Below are 22,438 nucleotides of genomic sequence, written 5' to 3'. Positions count from 1 at the left end.
ATTATTCAGCCTCAGAAACAACTGTGAAGCGTTCGTTTACGTGTTTTGGATTTTCAATTTCATCAAGTGCTGCGACTGCGAAGTCTTCGTAACTTACGTAGCTATCACCTTTTGCGTTAACAAGAAGGTTGTCTTTACCAGCTGTATAAGAGCCTGTGCGTTTTCCTAATGCAAATAGTGCAGAAGGGCTGATGAATGTCCAAGTGATGTCATTTGTTTGTTGTAAAATTTCTAAGTTTTTACCTTGGTTTTGAGCAGTTGCAAGGTATTCTTTCGGGAAACCTGGTGTATCAAATACACGTGTTGTTTTCTCTTCGTCTACAAATAAGCTTCCAGCGCCGCCAACTACAAGTAATTTTGTGTTAGGTGCACCTTTCATAGCTTCAATTAGTACATTTCCTGCATCTACGTGAAGGTGTTCTTCGCCTGCTGGAGCACCGAATGCATTTACAACTACATCGAATGCTTGTAGGTCGTTAGATGTAAGAGAGAATACATCTTTCTCTAAAACTTTTACATTTTCTTCTGTAATTTTTGCAGCGTTTCTTACGATTGCAGTTACTTCATGTCCGCGATCTAATGCTTCTTTTAAAATGCGACTTCCTGCTTTACCAGTTGCTCCGATAATTCCGATTTTCATAATAAATCCCTCCAAAGTGTTTTGTTAAAGTGTATATCTGAAAGTAAATGAATTTGTTGTAATTAGGTTTGTTACAACCCGATGTAATCATTATAGTTACAGGGTGTTATTTTTGTCAATAGGTTTGTTTGTGAATTATTTTTTGTTTTAGTATGCACAGTTAGAGGGAGAACAGTCATAGAGATATTTTTACTGCAAGACTGGCTAATATTTGGAAATTGTAAATTGTCGAAAAATGTTGATTTTTGAATGTTTTTTAAATATAATTCGTTTTATGGAGAAAAGGAGGGGGTTAATTGTATGAATATTTTAGAGCAATTTATTTCATCAACAAATACAATTCTTTGGTCATATATTCTTATTGCAATGTTAATTGGTTTAGGTCTTTATTTTTCTATTAAATTGAAATTTGTACAAATCACTCATTTAGGGGAAATGGTTCGATTAATGAGTGATGGATTAACTGGAAAGACACGTAAAAAAGGTAGTGTATCTTCTTTCCAAGCGTTTTGTATGAGTTCAGCAGCTCGTATTGGAATCGGGAACTTAGCCGGTGTAGCTTTAGCGATTTCTATGGGAGGACCTGGAGCAGTATTTTGGATGTGGGTTATTGCGATTATTGGGGCGTCTTCAAGTTTTGTAGAAAGTACGCTTGCCCAAATTTATAAAGTAAAAGATGGCAGTGGCTTCCGTGGTGGTCCTGCTTATTATATGGAAAAAGGTTTAAATAAACGTTGGATGGGAATTTGGTTTTCTATCCTTATTACAGTTAGTTACGGTTTAATTTTCAACTCAGTACAAGCAAATACAGTTACATTAGCGTTTAAAAATGCATTTGGTTTAGAACGTTATATTGTTGGGATTGTATTGGCTGCATTAGTTGCAGTTATTATTTTTGGTGGTGTAAAAAGTATCGCACGTATGTCGGAAATGATTGTTCCGCCAATGGCGCTTATTTATATTGCGGTAGCTATTTTCGTTGTCATTAAAAACTTCTATTTAATACCAGATGTGTTTACAGAAATCTTTAAAGGTGCATTCGGCTTAGATTCAGCTGTAGGTGGCGGTATCGGTGCTGCGATGAAATATGGTATTCAGCGCGGATTATTTGCGAACGAAGCAGGTATGGGTAGTGCGCCGAACGCGGCAGCAACAGCTGATGTAACGCATCCAGCAAAACAAGGTTTTATTCAAACAATTGGCGTATTAGTAGATACATTCTTAGTATGTACATCAACAGCATTTATCGTACTATGTTCTGGTGCATATAAAGCAACGAATTTAGAAGGTATTGAACTAACACAAAATGCATTAAGTTCACAAATCGGCCCATGGGCAAGTAGCTTCTTAGCGATTATTATTTTCTTATTTGCGTTTAGTTCACTTTTAGGAAACTACTATTATGGTGAAACGAATATTGAATTCATTAAACAAAGTAAAACTTGGTTAACAATTTACCGTATTGCGGTAGTGGGAATGGTATTATTCGGTTCTGTTGCGACGCTTCAAGTTGTATGGAATATGGCAGACTTATTTATGGGTCTAATGGTAATCACAAACTTAATTGCGATTACACTTCTTGGCCGATTTGCGTATGCGGCATTGGCAGACTATGTAAGGCAAAAGAAACAAGGAAAAGATCCAGTCTTCCGTGCAGATTCTATTCCTGGTTTAACGAATACAGAGTGTTGGGATAAGTCAGCGGTAACGGATAAAGAAAAAGCAGTGTAAATGAAAAGGCGAGCATCGAGTTGAATTCGATGCTCGCCTTTTTTGTTGTAGTAAAGGATGAAAAGGGTGAGGGTGAATTATTAATATAATTTTGTTTGTTCATTATTCTCTTTATTTGTAGAGAACGCACTGCCTTAAAAGTATGACTAGTCGAATGAGATGAGTGATTTAGTATTGGATAAATGCGCGTACTAGTTATAATTTTGCGTAAAAAAACACATGTGTTAAGTAAGTTAACTTACTTATGTTAGAAAACCTAACATAAAATTCTTGATTACTAAGAGTTTTTAGAATATAATTTTCTTATTGTTAGGAAGAGGGGGCAATGCAATTATGGATTTTTTAGCTAAGGTAATTGGGGATATAAATAATGTCCTTTGGTCATATATCATTATTGCGATGTTAATTGGGTTAGGACTTTACTTTTCATTTCGTGTGAAATTTGTCCAAGTTCGTTACTTCGGTGAAATGATTCGATTGCTTGGGGATGGGGCGAGTTCGAAAACGAGGAAAGCACAAAAAGAGAAGAGTGGTGTATCATCATTCCAGGCTTTTTGTATGAGTACAGCTTCTCGTGTAGGTACTGGTAACTTAGCTGGTGTAGCTATTGCAATTTCAGCAGGTGGTCCAGGAGCAGTATTTTGGATGTGGTTAATCGCGGTAATTGGGGGTGCTTCTGCATTTGTCGAGAGCACATTAGCGCAAATTTATAAAGTGAAAGATGGGAATACGTTCCGTGGTGGTCCAGCGTATTATATGGAAAAGGGTTTAAATAAGCGCTGGCTTGGAGCTATTTTCTCTGTATTAATAACAGTAAGTTTCGGATTAATTTTTAACGCTGTACAATCTAATACTGTAGCAGCTGCTTTTGATGGGGCATTCAAAACAGATAGTAGATTAGTAGGTCTTGTAATGGCTGGTTTACTTGCAGTTATTATTTTTGGCGGAGTAAAGCGAATTGCACGCGCGGTTGAAATGATTGTTCCAGTGATGGCGATTATTTATGTAGCAGTAGCATTATTCGTTGTTGTAACAAACATTACGGCAATTCCGTATGTATTTAAAGAAATTTTCTTACATGCTTTCGGAATTAAAGAAGTATTAGGTGGAGGATTAGGTGCTGCGATTTTATTAGGGGTAAAACGCGGATTATTCTCAAATGAAGCAGGTATGGGTAGTGCGCCGAACGCAGCTGCGACTGCAAACGTAACGCACCCAGTTAAACAAGGTTTCATTCAAACTTTAGGGGTATTTACAGATACATTATTAATTTGTAGTTGTACAGCATTTATCATTCTTTTATCAGATGTGCATAATGCAGCTGATTTAAATGGTATTCAATTAACGCAACAAGCATTAAGTCAACATATCGGACCATGGGCATCTATATTTGTAGCAGTTGCAATCTTCTTGTTTGCATTTAGTTCATTAGTAGGTAACTACTACTATGGTGAAACGAATATTGAATTCTTAAATGGAAGTAAAGTGCTATTAACAGCTTACCGCATTGCTGTACTTGGTATGGTTATGTTAGGGTCTGTCGCAACAATTCAAATCGTTTGGGATGTAGCAGATCTATTCATGGGTATTATGGCTGTTATTAACTTAGTTGCAATCGTATTCCTTTCTAAGTATGCTTTTGCAGCGTTATCAGATTACGTAAAGCAAAAGAAACAAGGAAAAGATCCAGTCTTCTATGCGAATTCAATTCCAGGCCTGAAAAATACAGAGTGCTGGGAAGAGCAAGTAGCAGATAAAGAAAAAGCGGTATAAGGAAATGGGTATCAAGTGAAACTTGATGCCCATTTTTTTATTTTATCTAAATCTTTGCAAGAAGTAAAAGACGAACATTAATGAATGTTTCTTAATAAAATGTAATTTTTTAAAGAAAAGTGCGGATATGAGTTGTGATTTATGTTAGAATGGAAAATGCCTTTGAAACAAGAGGTTTTATGATTTTTCTTATCCGATTGAAGATTTTGGAGGAGAAATGGAAAGTTCGGATTATTTCTTGTTTTTAGTGGTCAGACGTTCAACGTTAATGAAGAGTTAAATGGAGGATTTTATTAATGAAGTTTGTTATGTTTCTTGTAGGATTACTCGTTGTATTTGTACTCGGTTTTCTTATAAGCTCCGATCGAAAGAAGATTAAGTATAAACCAATCGCAATTATGCTTATTATTCAGCTAGCATTATCTTATTTCTTATTAAATACGCAAATTGGTTATATTTTAGTAAAAGGAATTTCAGATGGATTTGGCGCACTTCTTGGATATGCGGAAGCTGGAATCGTTTTCGTATTTGGTGGTCTTGTTAATAAAGGAGAGGTTTCATTCTTCTTAACAGCGTTATTGCCAATCGTATTCTTTGCCGTTTTAATTGGAATTCTGCAGCACTTTAAAATTTTACCGATATTTATTCGTGCTATTGGTACTTTGTTAAGTAAAGTAAATGGTTTAGGAAAATTAGAATCATATAACGCAGTAGCAGCTGCCATTGTTGGGCAAGCAGAAGTATTTATTACAGTAAAAGATCAATTAAGTAAAATCCCAAAACACCGTTTATATACATTATGTGCATCTTCTATGTCAACAGTATCGATGTCAATCGTCGGTTCTTACATGAAAATGATCGAACCAAAATATGTAGTGACAGCACTTGTATTAAATTTATTTAGTGGTTTCATTATTATTCATATTATTAACCCGTACGATATTACAGAAGAAGAAGATACACTGAAATTAGAAAATAAGAAAAAACAGTCATTCTTTGAAATGTTAAGTGAATATATTATGCTTGGTTTCACAATCGCGATTACAGTAGCAGCGATGTTACTTGGTTTCGTAGCATTAATTACAGCAATCAATAGCTTGTTTGATTCAGTTTTCGGTATTACATTCCAAGCTATTTTAGGATACATTTTCTCGCCATTAGCATTCGTAATGGGTATCCCGCAAGCAGAGATGGTAACAGCGGGACAAATTATGGCAACGAAATTAGTATCAAACGAGTTTGTTGCGATGCTTGATCTTGGAAAAGTAGCTGGTGATTTATCAGCTCGTACAGTTGGTATTCTTTCTGTATTTCTTGTATCATTTGCGAACTTCTCATCAATCGGAATTATCGCAGGTGCAACGAAAGGTATCGATGAAAATCAATCAAATGTTGTATCATCATTCGGTTTACGCCTTGTGTACGGTGCGACATTAGTAAGTATTTTATCAGCGATTATCGTTGGTGTTATGTTATAAAAAAGATGGTCCTAGCTCATAGCTAGGGCTATTTTTTTTATGGTAAATTTGCATAGAAAAACCAATTAATTAGGAATATATTAACATATAAAAATCTTTTTAAATTTATATTGCTTTTCAGTTAGATAACGCTTACAATTTGATTTGTAGGTGGTATCAATTTCAGACTTTCAAGTATGGTAGGAGAGAAGAGGCTACCTTTAATAAATTGCAATTTATGTAAACGCTTACTGATTTTAGATAACAGTTGAATAGTATTTAGGGGTTTTAAATTTTTTAACATCAATGGTCAGACGTCATTCGTTATACGTTATACGTTATACGACCAATAACTCGTGGGAGAAGTGGAGGATTCACATATGAAAATAGTAATGTTTCTAGTCGGTTTACTTGTAGTATTTGTACTAGGTTTCCTTATCAGTTCAGATCGTAAGAAAATTAAATATAAACCAATTGCACTTATGCTTGTCATTCAATTGGTACTTGCATATTTCTTACTGAATACAAAGGTCGGATTTGTATTAGTAAAAGGGATTGCAGATGGGTTTGGCGCTATTTTAAAATTTGCGGAAGCAGGGGTTAATTTCGTATTTGGTGGTCTAGCAAATGATGGACAAGCACCATTCTTCTTAACGGTATTATTACCAATCATTTTCTTAGCAGTATTAATTGGGATCTTACAACATATTAAAATTTTACCGATTATCATTCGTGCAGTCGGTTTCCTATTAAGTAAAGTGAACGGTTTAGGAAAACTAGAATCATATAATGCAGTAGCAGCTGCGATTGTTGGTCAAGGGGAAGTATTCATTACAGTAAAAGATCAATTAAGCAAATTACCGAAAAATCGTTTATACACACTTTGTGCATCTTCCATGTCTACAGTATCGATGTCAATTGTCGGTTCTTATATGAAAATGATTGATCCAAAATATGTAGTAACGGCACTTGTATTAAACTTATTTAGTGGATTCATTATCGTTCATATTATTAATCCATATGACGTGAAAGAAGAAGACGACATTTTAGAATTACAAGAAGATAAAAAGCAAACATTCTTTGAAATGTTAGGCGAATATATTATGCTTGGTTTCTCTATCGCTGTAACAGTAGCGGCGATGTTAATTGGTTTCGTAGCATTAATTACAGCAATTAACGGTGTGTTCGATTCAATTTTCGGAATCACATTCCAAAGCATTTTAGGATACATTTTCTCACCATTAGCATTCGTAATGGGTATCCCAACATCAGAGATGCTAACAGCAGGACAAATTATGGCAACGAAATTAGTAACGAACGAATTCGTTGCAATGCTTGACCTTGGTAAAGTAGCTGGTGATTTATCAGCTCGTACAGTAGGTATTTTATCTATCTTCCTTGTATCATTTGCGAACTTCTCATCAATCGGAATTATCGCAGGTGCAACGAAGAGTATCGATGGCAAACAAGCAAACGTTGTATCATCATTCGGCTTAAAACTTGTATACGGTGCAACGTTAGTAAGTATATTATCAGCGGTTATCGTTGGGGTTATGCTTTAATAAATAGTAAAAAAGTCGTTTATCTCTCGCTTAGAGGATAAACGACTTTTTTTGTTTTGGTATGATAAATAATACAGAGAAGGGGAATTAGGTTGGAAGAACAGGATATTTTAAAGGAGTTTGACGAGATTATAGATAACATTGATCAATTAACTGGAGAAGATGCTAGAGCATTTTTGAAATTGACACATGGATATTTGAGCATAGTAGAAGAAGGCGATGGGACTTTTACTCATAGTGACTTTGTTGAAAAGGTTTCTAGGTTTTATAAGAAAGATGTGGCGAGGGTTATTCAGCTGAGAGAAGAAATAAAAAAATCACCTTAATCCATTCATTAAGGTGATTGAAATACTACTCAGCTGGAGGCGTAAATGTACGTTTCTCTAATTCAGCATCTAACATAAATAATGCGTTTGAATCGCTTGTAATACGTTTTAATTTTTGGATGATGCTATCGAATGAAGCTTCTTCTTCTACTTGCTCATCGACAAACCATTTTAAGAATGTAATTGTTGCGTGTTCACGCTCATCCCAAGCGATATCAGATAAGTTGTAAATACGTTTCGTTACTTCACGCTCGTGCTCAAGTGCCACTTCAAAAGCGTTCAGTACAGAGTCATATTCGTTATTCGGATTATCAAATCCAGTAATAATAGCACGCTCACCGCGGTCATTAATATAGTTGTAAAGCTTCATCGCATGGAAACGTTCTTCTTCAGCTTGTACAAGGAAAAAGTTAGCGAATCCATCATAGCTTTCGGCTGTACAGTAAGCAGCCATTGCCATATAAGCGTGGGCAGAGTAAAACTCAAAGTTCATTTGATCGTTTAGTGCATCGTGCAATTTTTTTGATAACATAAAATCCCCCTTAGTATTGTGACAAGAATATTATATCACAATTGATAATATTCTCATTTGGATGTTTCAAACCTTTTCGAAAGCTTTGTGACGTGTGCGTCCATAATGTCTTGCAAATCTAAATCATATTTTTGTGAAAGAATAATAAGATTAGATAGTACATCACCAAGTTCTTCTTTTAGTTCTTGTTTTAGCTCTTCTTCTGTCTTAGTGTCTTCATCAGGACGATCGCGACCGATTTCGATTGCGCGAACAACGCGTGAAACTTCCCCAACTTCCTCTGTTAAGAAATTTAAGCGAATAAAGGCATTATACTGTGACCAGCTTCGTTTTTCGTAAAATTCCTCAACCCATCTTTGAAATGCAACGATATCCATTTCTTTCTCATCCCCTCAATATGTTGTACAATGTTCATTGTATCATAACAATATATAGTTTCGGGGTGTAAGGATGAGAAAGATTTGTGTGTTTGCAGGTTCCAACTTAGGGGAGAGACCAGAATTTAAAGAGCAGGCAATAGCGTTAGGGAAAATGTTTGTTGAGAACGATTATGAGCTTGTATACGGTGGTTCTTGCGTTGGATTAATGGGAGAAGTAGCAAATGAAGTACTTCGTTTAGGCGGGCGTGTAACAGGTGTTATGCCGCGCGGTCTATTCCGAGGAGAAATCGTTCATACAGGGTTAACAGAATTAATTGAAGTAGAAACGATGCATGAACGTAAAGCGAAAATGGCAGAGCTTTCGGATGCTTTCATCGCACTGCCGGGGGGATACGGAACGTTTGAAGAGCTATTTGAAGTAGTATGTTGGTCACAAATTGGTATACATAATAAGCCAGTTGGTTTATTGAACATAAAAGATTTTTATGGACCAATTTTGCAAATGGTTGAACGCGCAGCGGAAGAAGGATTTATGAATCCGTCAAATAAAGAGTTAATCGTTTCAGCTGAGACAGCCGATAAATTAATTCATGAAATACAAAATTACGAGCGTCCTGTTTTAGGAACGAAGTGGAAGCAGTTATCATAATACAATTGTATAGAGATTATTGGAAACACATGTCACTTTATCTTCAAAAGGCATGTGTTTTTAATTTGGTTAAATATGTTAATGTTGAGATATAATGTTTTGGGAAAAGGAGAAATAGATGGAGGAGTTTGTGTATTTACGTCCTGTTTTTAAAAGTATTTTAGCAGCATCTATTCTTGTTATGCTAATTGTTTCAATACAGAAGAAAGAGCTGATTAATGAATTTTCTCTTTGGTTTATTTCGATATTGTGTATCGGTGTTTCGGCGATCACGTTGTTTATGTCTGGGTTTATTGTTGATGAGTATAATTTAGGTGGAGATTCGGTGTCGTTTGATATGTTTATTGGGATAGTTTGTATTAGCGGTTTGAATTTCATTATTTATTATAGGCGGAAATAAAAAGAAGGCATTCCGTATTACTTTGGAATGCCTTTATCATTTTGATTATTTTGTTTTTTATACAAGTACCAGCCACCCCAGCCGCCACCAATTGCTACTACAACGAGGAAAGCATAGTCTTTCACTTCGATACGTATGCTGAAAATATTAGCTATAAGTAAGACAATCCCAACTGTTATTAACGCAAAAAATGCTCTAATTAAGTAGTCTTTCAACTGAACCACTCCCGCCATTTAAGTAGTAAATGATGAATATGGAAAAGCTTTTTTTGAATCTATGTTACTATATTTTAACATAAAAGAGATTGTAATATATTGATGAAAGTAGGGGAGAGGGACGCAGATCTTGTCGTGATTTTTCGGTAAGTCGATATCCTATGTCGAATCGTCGATATAATGAAAAAATCGTCGATATATAGGGAAAATCGTCGATATATAGGGAAAATCGTTGGTATAAATTTCATGTACTGATACGCGCGACCATTCCATAGAAAAAAGCGACTCTAAACGAGCCGCCTCCGCTTTTAAGTAATATCCAGCTCCAGCTGCTAGAATCTCCGGTCATTTCGCTCTCTCGCTCGAAGCAAAAAGCGCTTCAAGGTCGAGAGCTCCAATGCCCTGCGATTCTGAGCAAGCCGCTTCCGCTTTTAAGTATTACTGATTCAAGAACGCACGTAGCATCCAAGCGTGTTTTTCTAGTTCTGTGTAGATGCCTAGTAGTAGGTCAGATGTCATTTCGTCATCAGAGTCTTGAGCGATTTCCATGCCTTTTTTCAGTTCGACTAGCATCATTTCGTAGTCTTTCATGATTGCTTCGACCATCCCTTCTGCAGTTTCTCCGTATGCTGCTTCTTGAATAGAAGATATTTCTAAGTATTCTTTCATTGTTGCTACTGGTTTGCCGCCAATTGCTAAAATACGTTCTGCAATTTCATCGATGTGAGTAGCTGATTCTGTGTAAAGTTCTTCGAATTTCTCATGTAATGTGAAGAATTGAGGTCCTTTTACGTACCAATGGAAGTTGTGTAATTTTGTGAATAAAACGCTCCAGTCTGCTACTTGTTTGTTTAATACTTCGATTACTTGTTTGTTCATTATGATCAATCTCCTTTTGAGTTGTTATGTGATATCAATTACTAATTTATAATTATTATAATCTAGTAATTCGTATAAATCAACCCTTTTGCTGGAATTAATTTGAACAAATTATGAACTGTTGTAAATAAAAATCCCTATTACGTTGAAGTAATAGGGATTTTGTTTGATATATAGCTGTTGTTCTAAACGAGCTGCTTTCACTTTTAGTGATATCCAGCTCCAGCGGCTAGAATCTCCGGGCATTTCGCTCTCTCGCTCGAAGCAAAAAGCGCTTCAAGGTCGAGAGCTCCAAATAGCCTGCGATTCTGGACGAGCCGCCTCCGCTTTTAATTATTACACAGCCTTCTGTTTTTCTTCTATATCCTGTCCATCCCAACACTCTGTATTTTGTAAGCCAGGGATAGAACTTGCAATGAAAACAGGATCTTTTCCTTGTTTCTTTTGCTTAATATAGTCTACTAATGCTGCGTAGGCGAATTTGCTTAGGAATGAGATGGCAATTAAGTTTGTGAATACCATTAGTCCCATGAATAAATCAGCTAAGCTCCAAACTGTTTGAAGGGCAGCGATTGATCCGAAGAATACCATTCCGACAACTGCAACGCGATAAATCATTAACCATGTTTTACTTTCTTTAATGAATGCGATATTTGTTTCACCATAATAGTAGTTTCCTAGTAAAGAACTGAAAGCGAATAGGAAAATAATAATCGCTAAGAAAGTGCTTGCCCACGGTCCGATTTGTGAACTTAATGCATTTTGTGTTAATTCGATACCTTTTAAATTTGAACCTTTGTAAAGTCCAGAACATAATACGATAAATGCTGTTGATGTACATACTAAGAATGTGTCTACGAAAACACCTAATGCTTGAACAAGTCCTTGTTTTACAGGGTGAGATACATCTGATGTTGCAGCTGCGTTAGGGGAGCTACCCATACCTGCTTCTGTTGCGAATAGACCGCGCTGAATTCCGTACTTAATTGCTGCTCCAATACCACCAGCGATGGCTTGGTCTAAACCGAATGCACCATTAAATATTTCCATAAAAATGCTTGGTAACATAGTAAAGTTGTTAATCACGACAAAAATAGCCACACCAATATAAATGATTGCCATTGGAGGAACAATCATTTCCGTAATACGTGAAATGCTCTTAATGCCACCGAAAATAATAACTGCAACTAATAAAGCTAATAGAGCTCCTACGATCGTTCGCTCTAGTCCAAAAGCATTTTCAAATGCAATTGTTACTGTATTTGCTTGTACAGAATTGAAAATTAATCCGTATGCAACTGTAATAAGAAGTGAGAACCAAACACCCATCCAGCGTTTGTTTAATCCTTTTTCCATGTAATATGCGGGTCCACCACGGAATCTGCTGCCATCTTTTACTTTATAAATTTGTGCGAGCGTACATTCTACGAAACTAGTAGCTGCTCCGAGGATGGCGATAAACCACATCCAAAACACTGCGCCAGGTCCACCCATTGAAATAGCTAATGCTACACCAGCTAAATTTCCGATACCGATACGTGCTGCTGCACTTAAGCAAAATGCTTGGAACGGAGAGATGCTATCTTTCTTTTTTTCTTTTGGATTAAATCCTTTACTAATTAAACCGACCATCTCACTGAAATGAGTAATTTGGACAAATTTTAATTTAAAAGAGAAATAAAGACCGAAGCCGATTAGCATTGCAATAAGAATATATGACCATAAAATATTATTCGTTACCTCAAGGAATCTGCTAAAGATATCAACCATATAATACACTTCCTTTTTTCCGTAATAAGAAAATTATATGCAAAAAATATACGAGAATCAATTTTTCTAAAAAATTATGTTACTTAAACTAATTTTATGTTATGATTATGTTACATCTTAATATTTTTAGAATTATTTACATTTTAAAAAACTAAATGTAACGCAAGAAAGAGGGGATAATTTGAAAGAAGAAACTTTATGGAAAGTAAGCCTTAAGAGTTTGAAAATGAGAAGTAATATATTTTTTATCATTACATCTTTAAGTATCTTTTTAGGAGCCACTTATTATTACAATAAAAGATTTCCAAATCACAGGTATCCTGAATGGTTAGAGTTTCTAAAGTTGATTGGATGAATAAAAGACAGAAAAACAGAAAATTCAAATAAAAATTGTTGTGGAGGAGCTAAATATGAATATTAGAGAAAGTGAACTTCCGGGTATTGGTTATAAGTTTCAAATCGTTACGAAAGGTAACGAGAAGATGGTGATTGTTATTCATGATGACGGGCGTAGAGAAATGTATCATTTTGATTCAGACCATGAAGAAAGTATCTCAAGTATTTCATTACGTGACTCAGAGGCAAGACAAATTGCAGCCATACTAGGTGGAATGGTATATAAGCCGAGAGCATTAGAAAATGTTGAAATGGTTTTTGAAGGTTTGGCGATTGAGTGGTTTAAAGTGGAGAATGCTGCGCCAGCAATCGGAAAAACAATCGGCGATCTGGAAATAAGAAAAACATATAGCGTAACGATTATTGCAGTTATGAAAAAGAATATGAAAAAGCTATTTAATCCAGGACCAGAAACAGTAATTGAGGAAGGCGATATGCTTGTAGTTTCAGGTGAGAGAGAAGAAATAAAAAAAATTATTAATGAGTTACTTTCGAATAGGGGGACTGACTAGATGGATACGTTAATTTTTGAAGTTGGTACAGCGTTAGTATTAGTTGCAATTGCAGCAGTAATTGCTGGTAAGTTTAAATTCTCAGTTATTCCGTTTTTAATTGTTCTTGGGATGTTAGTGGGGCCACACGCGCCGACAATAGGTGTGATCGATTTCAAGTTTATTGAAAGTGCAAGTGTCATTTCCTTCCTTGGACGGATTGGAGTTCTGTTCCTTCTGTTCTATCTAGGACTAGAGTTTTCGATGAAAAAATTAATTAAATCTGGACGTTCTATTGCGATTGGCGGAACGATCTATATTTTAATTAACTTTTCACTTGGGTTATTGTACGGATTTATCATGGGATTCCCTTTACTAGAAATCTTAATTATTGCGGGGATTATTACGATTTCTTCTAGCGCTATCGTTGCAAAGGTGTTAGTGGATTTAAGAAGAACTGGTAATAATGAGACCGAATTAATTTTAGGAATTATCATGTTCGAAGATATATTCCTTGCTGTATATTTATCAGTCGTTTCTGGATTAGTTCTAGGGGATCACGCTTCATTCTTAGGTGCCCTTACTTCAATTGGAATTGCTTTAGGATACATGCTTCTATTCTTTATTGTAGCTAGAAAGGCGACGCCGTTATTAAATAAATTGCTTAATATTAGTTCGGATGAAATTTTCATTATTGTAGTATTTGCTTCATTATTCTTTATTGCAGGATTCTCGGAAACAATTCATGTTGCCGAAGCAATTGGAGCACTTCTTTTAGGATTAGTTTTCTCTGAGACAGAGCATAGTGACAGAATTGAACATCTCGTTGTTCCATTTAGAGACTTTTTCGGAGCTATTTTCTTCTTCAGTTTCGGATTAAGCATTGATCCGTTCTCATTGGGCGGAGCGATATGGTTAACGTTAGGTGCAGTTCTTCTTACAATCATCGGGAACTTTGTAGCGGGGATGATTGCAGGACGACAAGCTGGATTATCTCATAAAGCGTCAACAAATATTGGATTAACAATCGTTTCAAGAGGAGAATTCTCCATCATTATGGCCAATATCGGTATCGCTGGTGGTTTAATGTCAGTCTTGAAGCCATTCTCAGCACTATACGTGCTTATACTATCTATCTTAGGTCCACTTCTGACAAAAGAGTCAAAGAATGTATATAAATTTTTAAATAAAATCTTTAAGTGGGATACGAAGACTAACTAAATTAAAAAAATAAAAGTAAAAGATATGTATGAAAAAGTGATTACGGAAAAGGAATCTATGTCGGCATAGGTTCCTTTTTTATTGGTATTTTTTCAAGGATGAAAGAATATGTTTAATATTTACCATATTGTGGCATACATATAGAAAAAGGGTGCTTGGAAAGGGGAATAAAGAGAAATGGAACTCCAGTTTCAAAATGTATATCAACAGGTGGAGAATTGGTATGTGTTGGATTCGGAGCTTCCTTGGGATGTCAAAAGGCTTAGAGACGATTTATTTTCACTGATTGAAGTATGTAAAACACCGGTTATTTTTTGTGATACGTGTGATGCGAATCATGTCCTTTTATCACTAGGAGAAGAAGAAGAGGAATTTTTATTCCCGGTAGGTGGTTTTTATCATAAAGAAAAACAATTAATTTTTGTTTGTATGTGGGAAGAGTATGAGCAAGTCCTTAAAACACTACTGCATGAATTTCGTCATGCAATGCAGCATAAGAGCGAAGTATTGTATGTTGGAAGTGAATTGTACGAAGATAGATGGATTGAGAAAGATGCGAGAAAGTTCGCGGAGAGGAAGTTAGATGAATATAAAAATAGAAAGTTAATGTAAAGCATAGTGGAGAAATAGCGCTGTGCTTTCTTTGCTTCTTACTAAAAATAAGTAATTGACTTTTATGAAGTTTAGTTCTAAACTAATGGTATGAAATGAGCGAGGTGATGAAATGAAAACAGAAGATAGACTAGGTTTACTACTATGGTTTCGTTTATCACGTTTTTATAACAAAAGTATTCGTGAGACGAATCAGCATTTGAAAGAATGGAAAGTATCTGCCGCTCAGTTTGATGTACTAGCTCAAGTTGGAGGGCATGGCCGTTTAACGCAGCAAGAGCTTGGAAATAAGCTATTTGTTACGAAGGGAAATATTACGCAGCTTTTAAATAAAATGGAGCAGCTCGAATGGATTCGTCGTGAACAAGAAGGTACTACAAAATATATTTCGTTAACAGAAAAGGGAAGAGCTTTATATGAAGAAATCATCCCGCCTCAAGAAACATTCCAAGCGGAGCAGTTTCAAAATTTAAATGTAGAAGAACAACATCAATTACTACAATTACTAAAAAAGTTACAGTGAGAAAAATTTTAAAATAAATCTCGAATTCGAGATAATATGAGGTGAAGGATATGTTTAGAAAAGTTGATCATAAAAATATGGGAAGAGCAAATCACGGTTGGTTAAATACACATTTTCATTTTTCATTTGCAAATTATTATAATCCTAATAACATGAACTTCGGTGCATTACGTGTAATTAATGATGACTTAGTAGCACCGCAAACTGGTTTTGATATGCATCCCCACCGCGATATGGAAATCATTTCGTACGTTGTAGACGGTGCTTTAACACATGAAGATAGCATGGGGAACCGCGGAACAATTGAGCGTGGACATGTTCAATATATGAGTGCGGGTACGGGTGTATTTCATAGTGAGCATAATTTAGGAAATGAAACATTACGTTTACTACAAATTTGGATTTTACCAGATCGCGCGGACCATAAACCAAACTATGGTGAGTTTAAATTTGATTGGAGCAAGCGTGAAAATGAATGGTTTCATATGGTATCTCAAGTAGAAGGTGGGGCACCAATTCAAATTCATCAAGATGCGAATTTATATGCTTTATCGTTACATGCTGGAAAAGAAATTCATTTTCCAGTGAAAGAAGGCCGTCAATTGTATCTTGTACAAATTGAAGGTAGTAGTGTAATCAATGGTGAGACACTTGTTATGCGTGATGCAGCAGAAGCGGTGGAAGAAGATATTCATATTGTAGCGAAAGAGCAATCTCACTATTTAGCAATTGAATTGAAAAAACAATAAAAGGTTTGAAAAGAGGACATCCGATAGATGTCCTCTTTTTTTGAGTGGAATTGTCAGAAAAAACTTTCTCAAATTTTAGGGAAAGGTATCAACTTGAAAAACAAGAATTGTATAAAAGTGTCAAAAATCTTTATGGGAATGGGGAATGTTATAGTGAAAAAGCAAGTCATTTCATCAGCATTAGCGTTAACTGTTATCGCCGGGGGATTTGGAACATTTGGAGCAACGACAACGAAAGCGGAAGAACAAAAAATTCAATACCATCAAGAATTTAAAACGCCTGCATACATAGGTGAAGAATGGAAAGCACCGGAAGGACTAGATAAAAAAGAAACGGTCTTTCAATATTTAGAGAGTAAGAAAGATATGTTCAAATTAGCAGGAAATATGGATAAACACTTTAATGTCGTTGGGGAAGAAAAAGATGCTGAATCCGGTACAACACACGTGAAGCTAGTTGAGAAACATAATAATATTCCTGTGTACGGTTCAGATCAAACAGTTACACTAGATAAAGAGAATAATGTAAAAGCATTCTTCGGACAAGTTATTCCGAATTTGGAGGATAAAAATATTCCTGCATTTGCAAAGATTAGTGCAGAGCAAGCAGAAACAATTGCAAAGGCAGATATTGAAAAAGAAGTTGGTAAAGTAAAGAATTATGACGGTGTGAAAAAAGATTTATATGTGTATGAAAAAGATGGGAATTACTATCTTGCATACTTAGTGAAAGCATCGATTTCAAAGCCAGCTCCAGGGTATTGGCATTACTTTGTTGATGCGACAAATGGAAATGTGATTGAGAAATATAACGCTGTAGATAACATTACAGGATTTGGTTACGGAGTATTGGGCGGTAAACAATCATTTGAAATTGCTCAAGATACGAAAACAGGAGAATTCAACTTATTTGATGGTAAACGAGGACAAGGTATCCATACATTTGATGCAGAGAATATGGACGAAAACTGGTTTAATCTATTCTCACAAATTCTTGGGTATACGGGAGAAGAAGTTAAGAGTAAATCTAAGTTCTTCGAAGATAAAGCGGCAGTTGATGCGCATGTAAATGCAGGGAAAGTATATGATTACTACAAAAAGACATTTAATCGTAACTCTTTCGATGATAAAGGTGCGAAGCTAATTTCTACTGTTCACGTTGGAGAAAGCTGGAATAACGCAGCTTGGAACGGTGTGCAAATGATGTATGGTGATGGCGATGGTAAAACATTCATTCCATTATCTGCTGGACTAGATGTTATCGGTCACGAATTAACGCATGCTGTCACTGAGCATACAGCAAATCTTGTTTATAAAAATGAGCCGGGTGCGTTAAATGAATCGTTATCTGATATTATGGGTGTTATGGTTGAGAAGAAGAGCTGGGATTTAGGTGCTGACATTTATACACCTGGTAAACCTGGTGATGCACTTCGCTCTCTGAAAGATCCAGCATCTATTCCGAATCCATTAAAACCAGGTGAAGGTTACCCAGATCACTACAATAAGCGCTACACTGGAACAGCTGATAATGGCGGCGTTCACATTAACAGTAGCATTAACAATAAAGCTGCATATTTAGTATCTGAAGGCGGGGAGCATTACGGCGTGAAAGTAACAGGAGTAGGCCGTGAAGCGACAGAAAAAATTTATTACCGTGCTCTTACGAAATATTTAACTGCAAACTCTGACTTTAAGATGATGCGTCAAGCAGCACTTCAGTCAGCTGAAGATTTATATGGTAAAAACTCTAAAGCTGTACAAGCTGTAACGAAAGCTTATGATGCAGTAGGCGTAAAATAATAAGAGAAAAAGACCTGACTAGGATGTCAGGTCTTTCTGTATTTAGTCGCGAATACCTAATGCGATTTTCGCCATACGTGACATACGTTCTTTAGACCAGGGCGGATTCCATACGACATTTACTTCTATTTCATTGACTTCAGGTACGTTCGTTGATAATACTTTTTTTACGTCTGATACAATTTGCCCAGCCATTGGACAACCGATAGAAGTCATCGTCATCGTAATGACAGCATTATTATTTTCATCTGCTGTAACGTCATAAACTAATCCAAGATTAATAATATCAACACCGAGTTCAGGGTCAATAACAGCTTCTAAGTTTGCATATAACTTTTCTTCAAATGCTTGTTGTGACATGTGTAGCACCCCCTACATATTAATGATATCGATTCTCATTATAACGGATATATGTATAAAGTGCAGGAAATGAGCTCAAAAAAATATTCCTCTTGGAAGAGGAATATTTTTGGAATGGCTATTCAGTTTTAAAATGAGATACGAGTTGATCTAATTCTTCAACTGTTTGTTTCATTTGTTTAGCTGTTTGTGTCATTTCATTCATCGTAACGACTTTTTTCTCAGCAGATTGTGCTGTTGCCGCTGTTTCACTAGATACTTCGGTAGAAATAGAAGCGATGTTATTCAGTGAAGCGTTCATTTCTTCAGCACTTGCAGCCATTTCTTCAGCAGTTGCTGAGATGTCTTGCATTTGAGTAGATACTTTGTTTACTTGTTCTACAATTGTTGTGAAAGAATTGCCAGCTTCACGAATAACATGAATGCCTTCAGATGCTTCCGAACGGCCTTGTGACATCATAGAGTTAGCAGTTTCAGTGTCTTGTTGAATTTGATGTAGTAGCTGGTTAATATCTGTTGCCGCTGTTTTAGATTGTTCAGCAAGTTTTCGAACTTCGTCAGCTACGACAGCGAAACCTTTTCCTTGTTCGCCAGCACGAGCTGCTTCAATAGAGGCGTTTAAAGCAAGTAAGTTTGTTTGTTCTGCGATATTAGAAATAGATTGTACAGCTGTATCAATATATTTTGTATGAGTGATTAGACGTTCGACCACTTCTGACGTAGCATTTACCGCGTCGTGTATCGTTGTCATTTGTGAAACAGATTTTTGAATAACAGTATTTCCATCGTTAGCTTGTTCAGATGTAGCTACAGCAAGTTCAGTTACAGATGAAGCAGATTCAGCAATGCGCTGAACACTTACTGTCATATCGTCCATTGCGGTTGAGCTTTCTTCCATGCTAGCAGATTGCGATTGAATACTTGCATTTAAGCTAGACATCGAGCTTTGAACTTTTATTGTTGCCTCACGTGATATATTCGTTTTTTCTAGCATATTTTCAGAAGCGTTTTGTACTTCCACAGATGTTTTTTGAACACGATTAATAATATGTTGTAGATTTTCTAACATTTTATTAAATGATGTTGCAATCGTACCAATTTCATCATTACTATTTACTTGTAGGCGGGCTGTTAAGTCACCTTCTTGAGATGATAATTCTTTTAGCTTGCTATCAATTTGTTGAATTGGTTTAACAAGTTTACCAGAGAACCACCATGCAAGTGTGATAGCTACGATAATACAAATAACAAGTGATAAGAAGACAACATATTCAATTTGTAGTGAAGATTGATCAATTTTTGCGATAGATTGATCACGTAGCTTAGCTTGTTCATTACTATAATTTGTGAAGTCACCAATTACTTTATAAACAGTACCATTTTCTGCATAAGCTACTTGTAAAGCTTCTTCCCACTTTTGTTCTTTTGCAAGAGGGAAAACTTTTTCTTCAATAAATTTTCTCCAAGCCGATCCTGATTCCATTGTGCTTTTCACAGATTGAGAAAGATTAGGATTTGAAAGAAGCTCATTCTTCTTATCTTCAAGAAGTTTACTCATTTCATTAAATTTGTCTAATTCAACTTGATCGTGCTGTAATAAATACCCTCTTAAAGCAGAGAGCTGTACTTGGTAAGCATCCCCGCGCTCTTTTAATTGTGTTGCAAGGGGGGAAATCTCTTTTTGTAATGCTTCAGCTTGACGAGATTGATCAATAGCAAAAAATAAAATAAAAGCTAAGGCGATTCCAAATAAAGCGCAAATCGTTCCCATCATGAACATTAGTTTTTTTCGAATGCTAATAAAACTCATATAATAAAATCCTCCTTTGTGAAATCATAGTATTAGAATTAATTAATGTAAAAAATTGAAAGAAAGCTTTACTCCGTCTGGAATAAAGCTTTCTTCTTTCCTTTAGGAATTATAGCAGACGGAATGAGAGATAGAAAGAGATATTTTAAAGTGAAAAAAGAGAGATTGTAAATCTCTCTTTTTTCACTTTAAGCATTTGTTTTGAAATGAGAAACGAGAACTTCAAGTTCTTGTACGGTCGTTTTCATTTCAGCTGCTTTTTTAGCAACGACACTCATTTTGTTTACTTGGTCACCAGCTGAAGTTGCTGTTTGTGATGTTTCAGCGGCAACTTCATTTGAAATAGAAGCGATGTTATTTAAAGCTGCATTCATTTCTTCAGAACTTGCGGCCATTTCTTCAGCAGTTGCAGACACCTCCTGCATTTGTGTAGAGACTTTGTTAATGTGGTTAACAATTTCTGAGAATGAAGATCCAGCAGTACGAATGACTGTAATGCCTTCAGAAGCCTCTGACTGACCTTGTGTCATCATTTCATTTGCTATTTTTGTATCTGCTTGAATTTGATGAAGTAAATGGTTAATATCAGTTGCTGCTAGCTGAGATTGTTCAGCAAGTTTTCGTACTTCATCAGCAACGACAGCGAAGCCTTTTCCATGTTCACCAGCACGGGCTGCTTCAATAGAAGCATTTAAAGCGAGTAAATTCGTTTGTTCCGCGATATTAGAAATGGATTGAAGTGCAGTATCAATATGATTTGTATGTGTAATGAGTCGCTCTACTACTTGTGATGTAGCGTTAACAGCTTCATTAATGGTATGCATTTGTGTAATAGATTTCTCAATGACTTTATTACCACTATCAGCTTTTTCTGAAGTTGTAACAGCTAGGCTAGCAACAGAAGAGGCGGATTCTGCAATACGCTGAACACTCGTTGCCATATCGTCCATTGCAGTTGAACTTTCTTCGATGCTGGAAACTTGGGAACGAATATTGTGTTCGAGAGCATTCATAGTTTCTTCAGTTTTTGCAGTGTTTTCCATAGAAGCAGTTGTTTCGATAAACACATTTTCAGACGCTTCTTTTACACTTGTTGATGTTTGTTGCACTTGTTTTATTATACGTTGTAAGTTAGCGAGCATTTGATTAAAGGAATTGGCGATATCACCAATTTCATCTTTACTCGTTACGTGTAATCTAGCAGTTAAATCGCCATCTTGAGAAGCTAATTCTTTTAATTTCTCATCAATTTGTCGTATCGGTTTAACGAGTTTACCAGAGAACCACCATGCTAATAAAATAGATGTTACTGTACATGTAATAAGTGAGAAGAAAATAATATATTGAATAAGAGATGAAGAAGATTCTACGTCAGCAATTAATGCGTCACGTTTATCATTTTCTTCATTTGCATATTTCGTAAAACGACTTAAAAGGTCGTTTACATAATCAGTTTGAGCTAAAGCGATTTTGGATGCTTCGTCCCATTTTCCTTCGCGAGCGAGAGGGAGGACTTCATTATCTATGACGCTTCGCCATTTTCCGCCCATTAAAATGGCTTCTTTCATTCCTTCCGAAAGTTTTTTATCACTAGTTACTTTTTCACGCGTATCGGCTAGTTTTTTTCCTTCTCGGTTGAATTTATCCAATCCTTTTTGATCATGTGATAGTAAATATTCTTGTAAGCCCGCAACTTGTGCTTGGAACCAATCGCCACGTTCTTTTAAAATGGTTGCTCTTTTTGATACATCATTTTTTAAGGTTTCGACTTCATTTGCTTGATTCATAGCGAATGAAAGAATAACAATAAGAGCAATGCTAAATAAGGAACAAATACTTAAGAGTGTGAAGAGTAGTTTTTTTCGAATGCTAACATATTTCATCGTTACCCCTACCTTTAAAAACTATTTATTATAATTTATAAATATTAAGAACGAAATTAATAAAAACATTATTATGAAGTTATTAATCTGTTCAATGAAAATTATAGCAGATAATGGAATATGGCAGATTGATATGAGTAAATGTTCTTAAAATGTATACATTTGTATATCGAAAAATTCATAAATAAAAATTAGAAATGCTATTGTAATTTGAAAAAACATCATGTATACTTCTAATTAGTTGATAACGATTATCAGTATCAACTAATAACATTA

Annotated in this window: 22 protein-coding genes; 13 read left to right on the top strand and 9 right to left on the bottom strand. The window is 35.7% G+C overall.

The window, feature by feature from the left end:
* Position 1 precedes the first annotated feature (1 nt).
* Positions 2–640: an NAD(P)-dependent oxidoreductase gene (locus ACTFRN_RS24010; protein WP_014893420.1), complete on the bottom strand. Its 639-nt coding sequence runs from the start codon at positions 638–640 to the stop codon at positions 2–4.
* 300 nt (positions 641–940) lie between these two features.
* On the opposite strand from ACTFRN_RS24010, the gene ACTFRN_RS24005 reads away from it, so the two are divergent.
* The 5 genes from ACTFRN_RS24005 (at position 941) to ACTFRN_RS23985 (ending at position 7,489) form a co-directional block, all read left to right on the top strand.
* The gene (locus ACTFRN_RS24005) at positions 941–2,371 is read left to right on the top strand and encodes an alanine/glycine:cation symporter family protein (protein ID WP_001022933.1); all 1,431 of its coding nucleotides are present in this window, start codon (positions 941–943) and stop codon (positions 2,369–2,371) included.
* 333 nt (positions 2,372–2,704) lie between these two features.
* Positions 2,705–4,144 carry an alanine/glycine:cation symporter family protein gene (locus tag ACTFRN_RS24000; RefSeq protein ID WP_088106299.1) on the top strand — a complete coding sequence of 480 codons (1,440 nt, stop codon included), beginning with the start codon at positions 2,705–2,707 and terminating at the stop codon, positions 4,142–4,144.
* 296 nt (positions 4,145–4,440) lie between these two features.
* A complete protein-coding gene (locus ACTFRN_RS23995) occupies positions 4,441–5,622 on the top strand; it encodes a NupC/NupG family nucleoside CNT transporter (protein WP_000673860.1) in 1,182 nt (393 codons plus the stop codon).
* Positions 5,623–5,981: 359 nt separating this feature from the next.
* Positions 5,982–7,163: a NupC/NupG family nucleoside CNT transporter gene (locus ACTFRN_RS23990; protein WP_000706846.1), complete on the top strand. Its 1,182-nt coding sequence runs from the start codon at positions 5,982–5,984 to the stop codon at positions 7,161–7,163.
* A gap of 92 nt (positions 7,164–7,255) precedes the next feature.
* Positions 7,256–7,489 (top strand): hypothetical protein, encoded by a 234-nt coding sequence (locus ACTFRN_RS23985; RefSeq protein WP_000392430.1) that lies wholly within the window; start codon positions 7,256–7,258, stop codon positions 7,487–7,489.
* Positions 7,490–7,514: 25 nt separating this feature from the next.
* On the opposite strand, the gene ACTFRN_RS23980 is transcribed toward ACTFRN_RS23985, so the two are convergent.
* Both ACTFRN_RS23980 and ACTFRN_RS23975 read right to left on the bottom strand, forming a co-directional pair.
* Positions 7,515–8,021, bottom strand: coding sequence for a ferritin (locus ACTFRN_RS23980; protein ID WP_000949389.1), 507 nt, complete (start codon positions 8,019–8,021; stop codon positions 7,515–7,517).
* 53 nt (positions 8,022–8,074) lie between these two features.
* On the bottom strand, positions 8,075–8,398 hold the full coding sequence (locus tag ACTFRN_RS23975) for a MazG nucleotide pyrophosphohydrolase domain-containing protein (protein ID WP_000355754.1): 324 nt from the start codon (positions 8,396–8,398) through the stop codon (positions 8,075–8,077).
* A gap of 88 nt (positions 8,399–8,486) precedes the next feature.
* Between ACTFRN_RS23975 and ACTFRN_RS23970 the strand changes: the two genes are divergently transcribed.
* Positions 8,487–9,050, top strand: coding sequence for a TIGR00730 family Rossman fold protein (locus tag ACTFRN_RS23970; protein ID WP_029141228.1), 564 nt, complete (start codon positions 8,487–8,489; stop codon positions 9,048–9,050).
* Between the two features lie 118 nt (positions 9,051–9,168).
* Positions 9,169–9,450, top strand: coding sequence for a hypothetical protein (locus tag ACTFRN_RS23965; RefSeq protein ID WP_088106300.1), 282 nt, complete (start codon positions 9,169–9,171; stop codon positions 9,448–9,450).
* A 17-nt stretch (positions 9,451–9,467) separates the two neighbouring features.
* On the opposite strand, the gene ACTFRN_RS23960 is transcribed toward ACTFRN_RS23965, so the two are convergent.
* The 3 genes from ACTFRN_RS23960 to ACTFRN_RS23950 all read right to left on the bottom strand — a co-directional run bounded on the left by ACTFRN_RS23960 (position 9,468) and on the right by ACTFRN_RS23950 (position 12,314).
* Positions 9,468–9,665, bottom strand: a complete 198-nt coding sequence (locus ACTFRN_RS23960; RefSeq protein WP_014893421.1) for a hypothetical protein — start codon at positions 9,663–9,665, stop codon at positions 9,468–9,470.
* A 438-nt stretch (positions 9,666–10,103) separates the two neighbouring features.
* A complete protein-coding gene (locus tag ACTFRN_RS23955; RefSeq protein ID WP_001041889.1) occupies positions 10,104–10,544 on the bottom strand; it encodes a Dps family protein in 441 nt (146 codons plus the stop codon).
* A 336-nt stretch (positions 10,545–10,880) separates the two neighbouring features.
* A complete protein-coding gene (locus tag ACTFRN_RS23950; protein ID WP_000227583.1) occupies positions 10,881–12,314 on the bottom strand; it encodes an alanine/glycine:cation symporter family protein in 1,434 nt (477 codons plus the stop codon).
* Between the two features lie 410 nt (positions 12,315–12,724).
* Between ACTFRN_RS23950 and ACTFRN_RS23945 the strand changes: the two genes are divergently transcribed.
* From ACTFRN_RS23945 to nprB, 6 genes are all read left to right on the top strand, one after another.
* Positions 12,725–13,222, top strand: a complete 498-nt coding sequence (locus tag ACTFRN_RS23945; RefSeq protein ID WP_001026069.1) for a cation:proton antiporter regulatory subunit — start codon at positions 12,725–12,727, stop codon at positions 13,220–13,222.
* Complete coding sequence (locus ACTFRN_RS23940; RefSeq protein WP_000380218.1) at positions 13,223–14,422, top strand: cation:proton antiporter; 1,200 nt, start codon at positions 13,223–13,225, stop codon at positions 14,420–14,422.
* Positions 14,423–14,599: 177 nt separating this feature from the next.
* A complete protein-coding gene (locus tag ACTFRN_RS23935; protein ID WP_000422825.1) occupies positions 14,600–15,034 on the top strand; it encodes a DUF3920 family protein in 435 nt (144 codons plus the stop codon).
* A 112-nt stretch (positions 15,035–15,146) separates the two neighbouring features.
* Entirely contained in the window at positions 15,147–15,557 is a 411-nt protein-coding gene (locus tag ACTFRN_RS23930; RefSeq protein WP_000845455.1) for a MarR family winged helix-turn-helix transcriptional regulator, read from the top strand.
* A gap of 50 nt (positions 15,558–15,607) precedes the next feature.
* The gene (locus tag ACTFRN_RS23925) at positions 15,608–16,306 is read left to right on the top strand and encodes a pirin family protein (protein WP_000488943.1); all 699 of its coding nucleotides are present in this window, start codon (positions 15,608–15,610) and stop codon (positions 16,304–16,306) included.
* Positions 16,307–16,459: 153 nt separating this feature from the next.
* Entirely contained in the window at positions 16,460–18,109 is a 1,650-nt protein-coding gene (gene nprB / locus ACTFRN_RS23920) for a neutral protease NprB (protein WP_014893422.1), read from the top strand.
* A gap of 42 nt (positions 18,110–18,151) precedes the next feature.
* Here nprB and ACTFRN_RS23915 read toward each other — a convergent pair whose 3' ends face one another.
* From ACTFRN_RS23915 to ACTFRN_RS23905, 3 genes are all read right to left on the bottom strand, one after another.
* Entirely contained in the window at positions 18,152–18,469 is a 318-nt protein-coding gene (locus tag ACTFRN_RS23915) for a metal-sulfur cluster assembly factor (RefSeq protein WP_000082521.1), read from the bottom strand.
* A gap of 118 nt (positions 18,470–18,587) precedes the next feature.
* Entirely contained in the window at positions 18,588–20,279 is a 1,692-nt protein-coding gene (locus ACTFRN_RS23910; RefSeq protein ID WP_000008435.1) for a methyl-accepting chemotaxis protein, read from the bottom strand.
* Positions 20,280–20,467: 188 nt separating this feature from the next.
* Positions 20,468–22,162 carry a methyl-accepting chemotaxis protein gene (locus ACTFRN_RS23905; RefSeq protein WP_049113734.1) on the bottom strand — a complete coding sequence of 565 codons (1,695 nt, stop codon included), beginning with the start codon at positions 22,160–22,162 and terminating at the stop codon, positions 20,468–20,470.
* Positions 22,163–22,438: the final 276 nt, after the last annotated feature.

It is taken from the genome of Bacillus cereus group sp. MYBK245-2, from assembly GCF_051916145.1.
Taxonomy (GTDB): domain Bacteria; phylum Bacillota; class Bacilli; order Bacillales; family Bacillaceae_G; genus Bacillus_A; species Bacillus_A pacificus.
The sequence above is the reverse complement of the archived record's forward strand: the minus strand, read 5'-3'. Positions and strand labels throughout refer to the sequence as shown.

What these genes read in the sequence shown, in the direction of transcription:
- ACTFRN_RS24010 (WP_014893420.1), bottom strand. Translation starts at nt 640, where the DNA reads ATGAAAATCGGAATTATCGGAGCAACTGGTAAAGCAGGAAGTCGCATT.
- ACTFRN_RS24005 (WP_001022933.1), top strand. Translation starts at nt 941, where the DNA reads ATGAATATTTTAGAGCAATTTATTTCATCAACAAATACAATTCTTTGG.
- ACTFRN_RS24000 (WP_088106299.1), top strand. Translation starts at nt 2,705, where the DNA reads ATGGATTTTTTAGCTAAGGTAATTGGGGATATAAATAATGTCCTTTGG.
- ACTFRN_RS23995 (WP_000673860.1), top strand. Translation starts at nt 4,441, where the DNA reads ATGAAGTTTGTTATGTTTCTTGTAGGATTACTCGTTGTATTTGTACTC.
- ACTFRN_RS23990 (WP_000706846.1), top strand. Translation starts at nt 5,982, where the DNA reads ATGAAAATAGTAATGTTTCTAGTCGGTTTACTTGTAGTATTTGTACTA.
- ACTFRN_RS23980 (WP_000949389.1), bottom strand. Translation starts at nt 8,021, where the DNA reads ATGTTATCAAAAAAATTGCACGATGCACTAAACGATCAAATGAACTTT.
- ACTFRN_RS23975 (WP_000355754.1), bottom strand. Translation starts at nt 8,398, where the DNA reads ATGGATATCGTTGCATTTCAAAGATGGGTTGAGGAATTTTACGAAAAA.
- ACTFRN_RS23965 (WP_088106300.1), top strand. Translation starts at nt 9,169, where the DNA reads ATGGAGGAGTTTGTGTATTTACGTCCTGTTTTTAAAAGTATTTTAGCA.
- ACTFRN_RS23955 (WP_001041889.1), bottom strand. Translation starts at nt 10,544, where the DNA reads ATGAACAAACAAGTAATCGAAGTATTAAACAAACAAGTAGCAGACTGG.
- ACTFRN_RS23950 (WP_000227583.1), bottom strand. Translation starts at nt 12,314, where the DNA reads ATGGTTGATATCTTTAGCAGATTCCTTGAGGTAACGAATAATATTTTA.
- ACTFRN_RS23945 (WP_001026069.1), top strand. Translation starts at nt 12,725, where the DNA reads ATGAATATTAGAGAAAGTGAACTTCCGGGTATTGGTTATAAGTTTCAA.
- ACTFRN_RS23940 (WP_000380218.1), top strand. Translation starts at nt 13,223, where the DNA reads ATGGATACGTTAATTTTTGAAGTTGGTACAGCGTTAGTATTAGTTGCA.
- ACTFRN_RS23935 (WP_000422825.1), top strand. Translation starts at nt 14,600, where the DNA reads ATGGAACTCCAGTTTCAAAATGTATATCAACAGGTGGAGAATTGGTAT.
- ACTFRN_RS23930 (WP_000845455.1), top strand. Translation starts at nt 15,147, where the DNA reads ATGAAAACAGAAGATAGACTAGGTTTACTACTATGGTTTCGTTTATCA.
- ACTFRN_RS23925 (WP_000488943.1), top strand. Translation starts at nt 15,608, where the DNA reads ATGTTTAGAAAAGTTGATCATAAAAATATGGGAAGAGCAAATCACGGT.
- ACTFRN_RS23915 (WP_000082521.1), bottom strand. Translation starts at nt 18,469, where the DNA reads ATGTCACAACAAGCATTTGAAGAAAAGTTATATGCAAACTTAGAAGCT.
- ACTFRN_RS23910 (WP_000008435.1), bottom strand. Translation starts at nt 20,279, where the DNA reads ATGAGTTTTATTAGCATTCGAAAAAAACTAATGTTCATGATGGGAACG.
- ACTFRN_RS23905 (WP_049113734.1), bottom strand. Translation starts at nt 22,162, where the DNA reads ATGAAATATGTTAGCATTCGAAAAAAACTACTCTTCACACTCTTAAGT.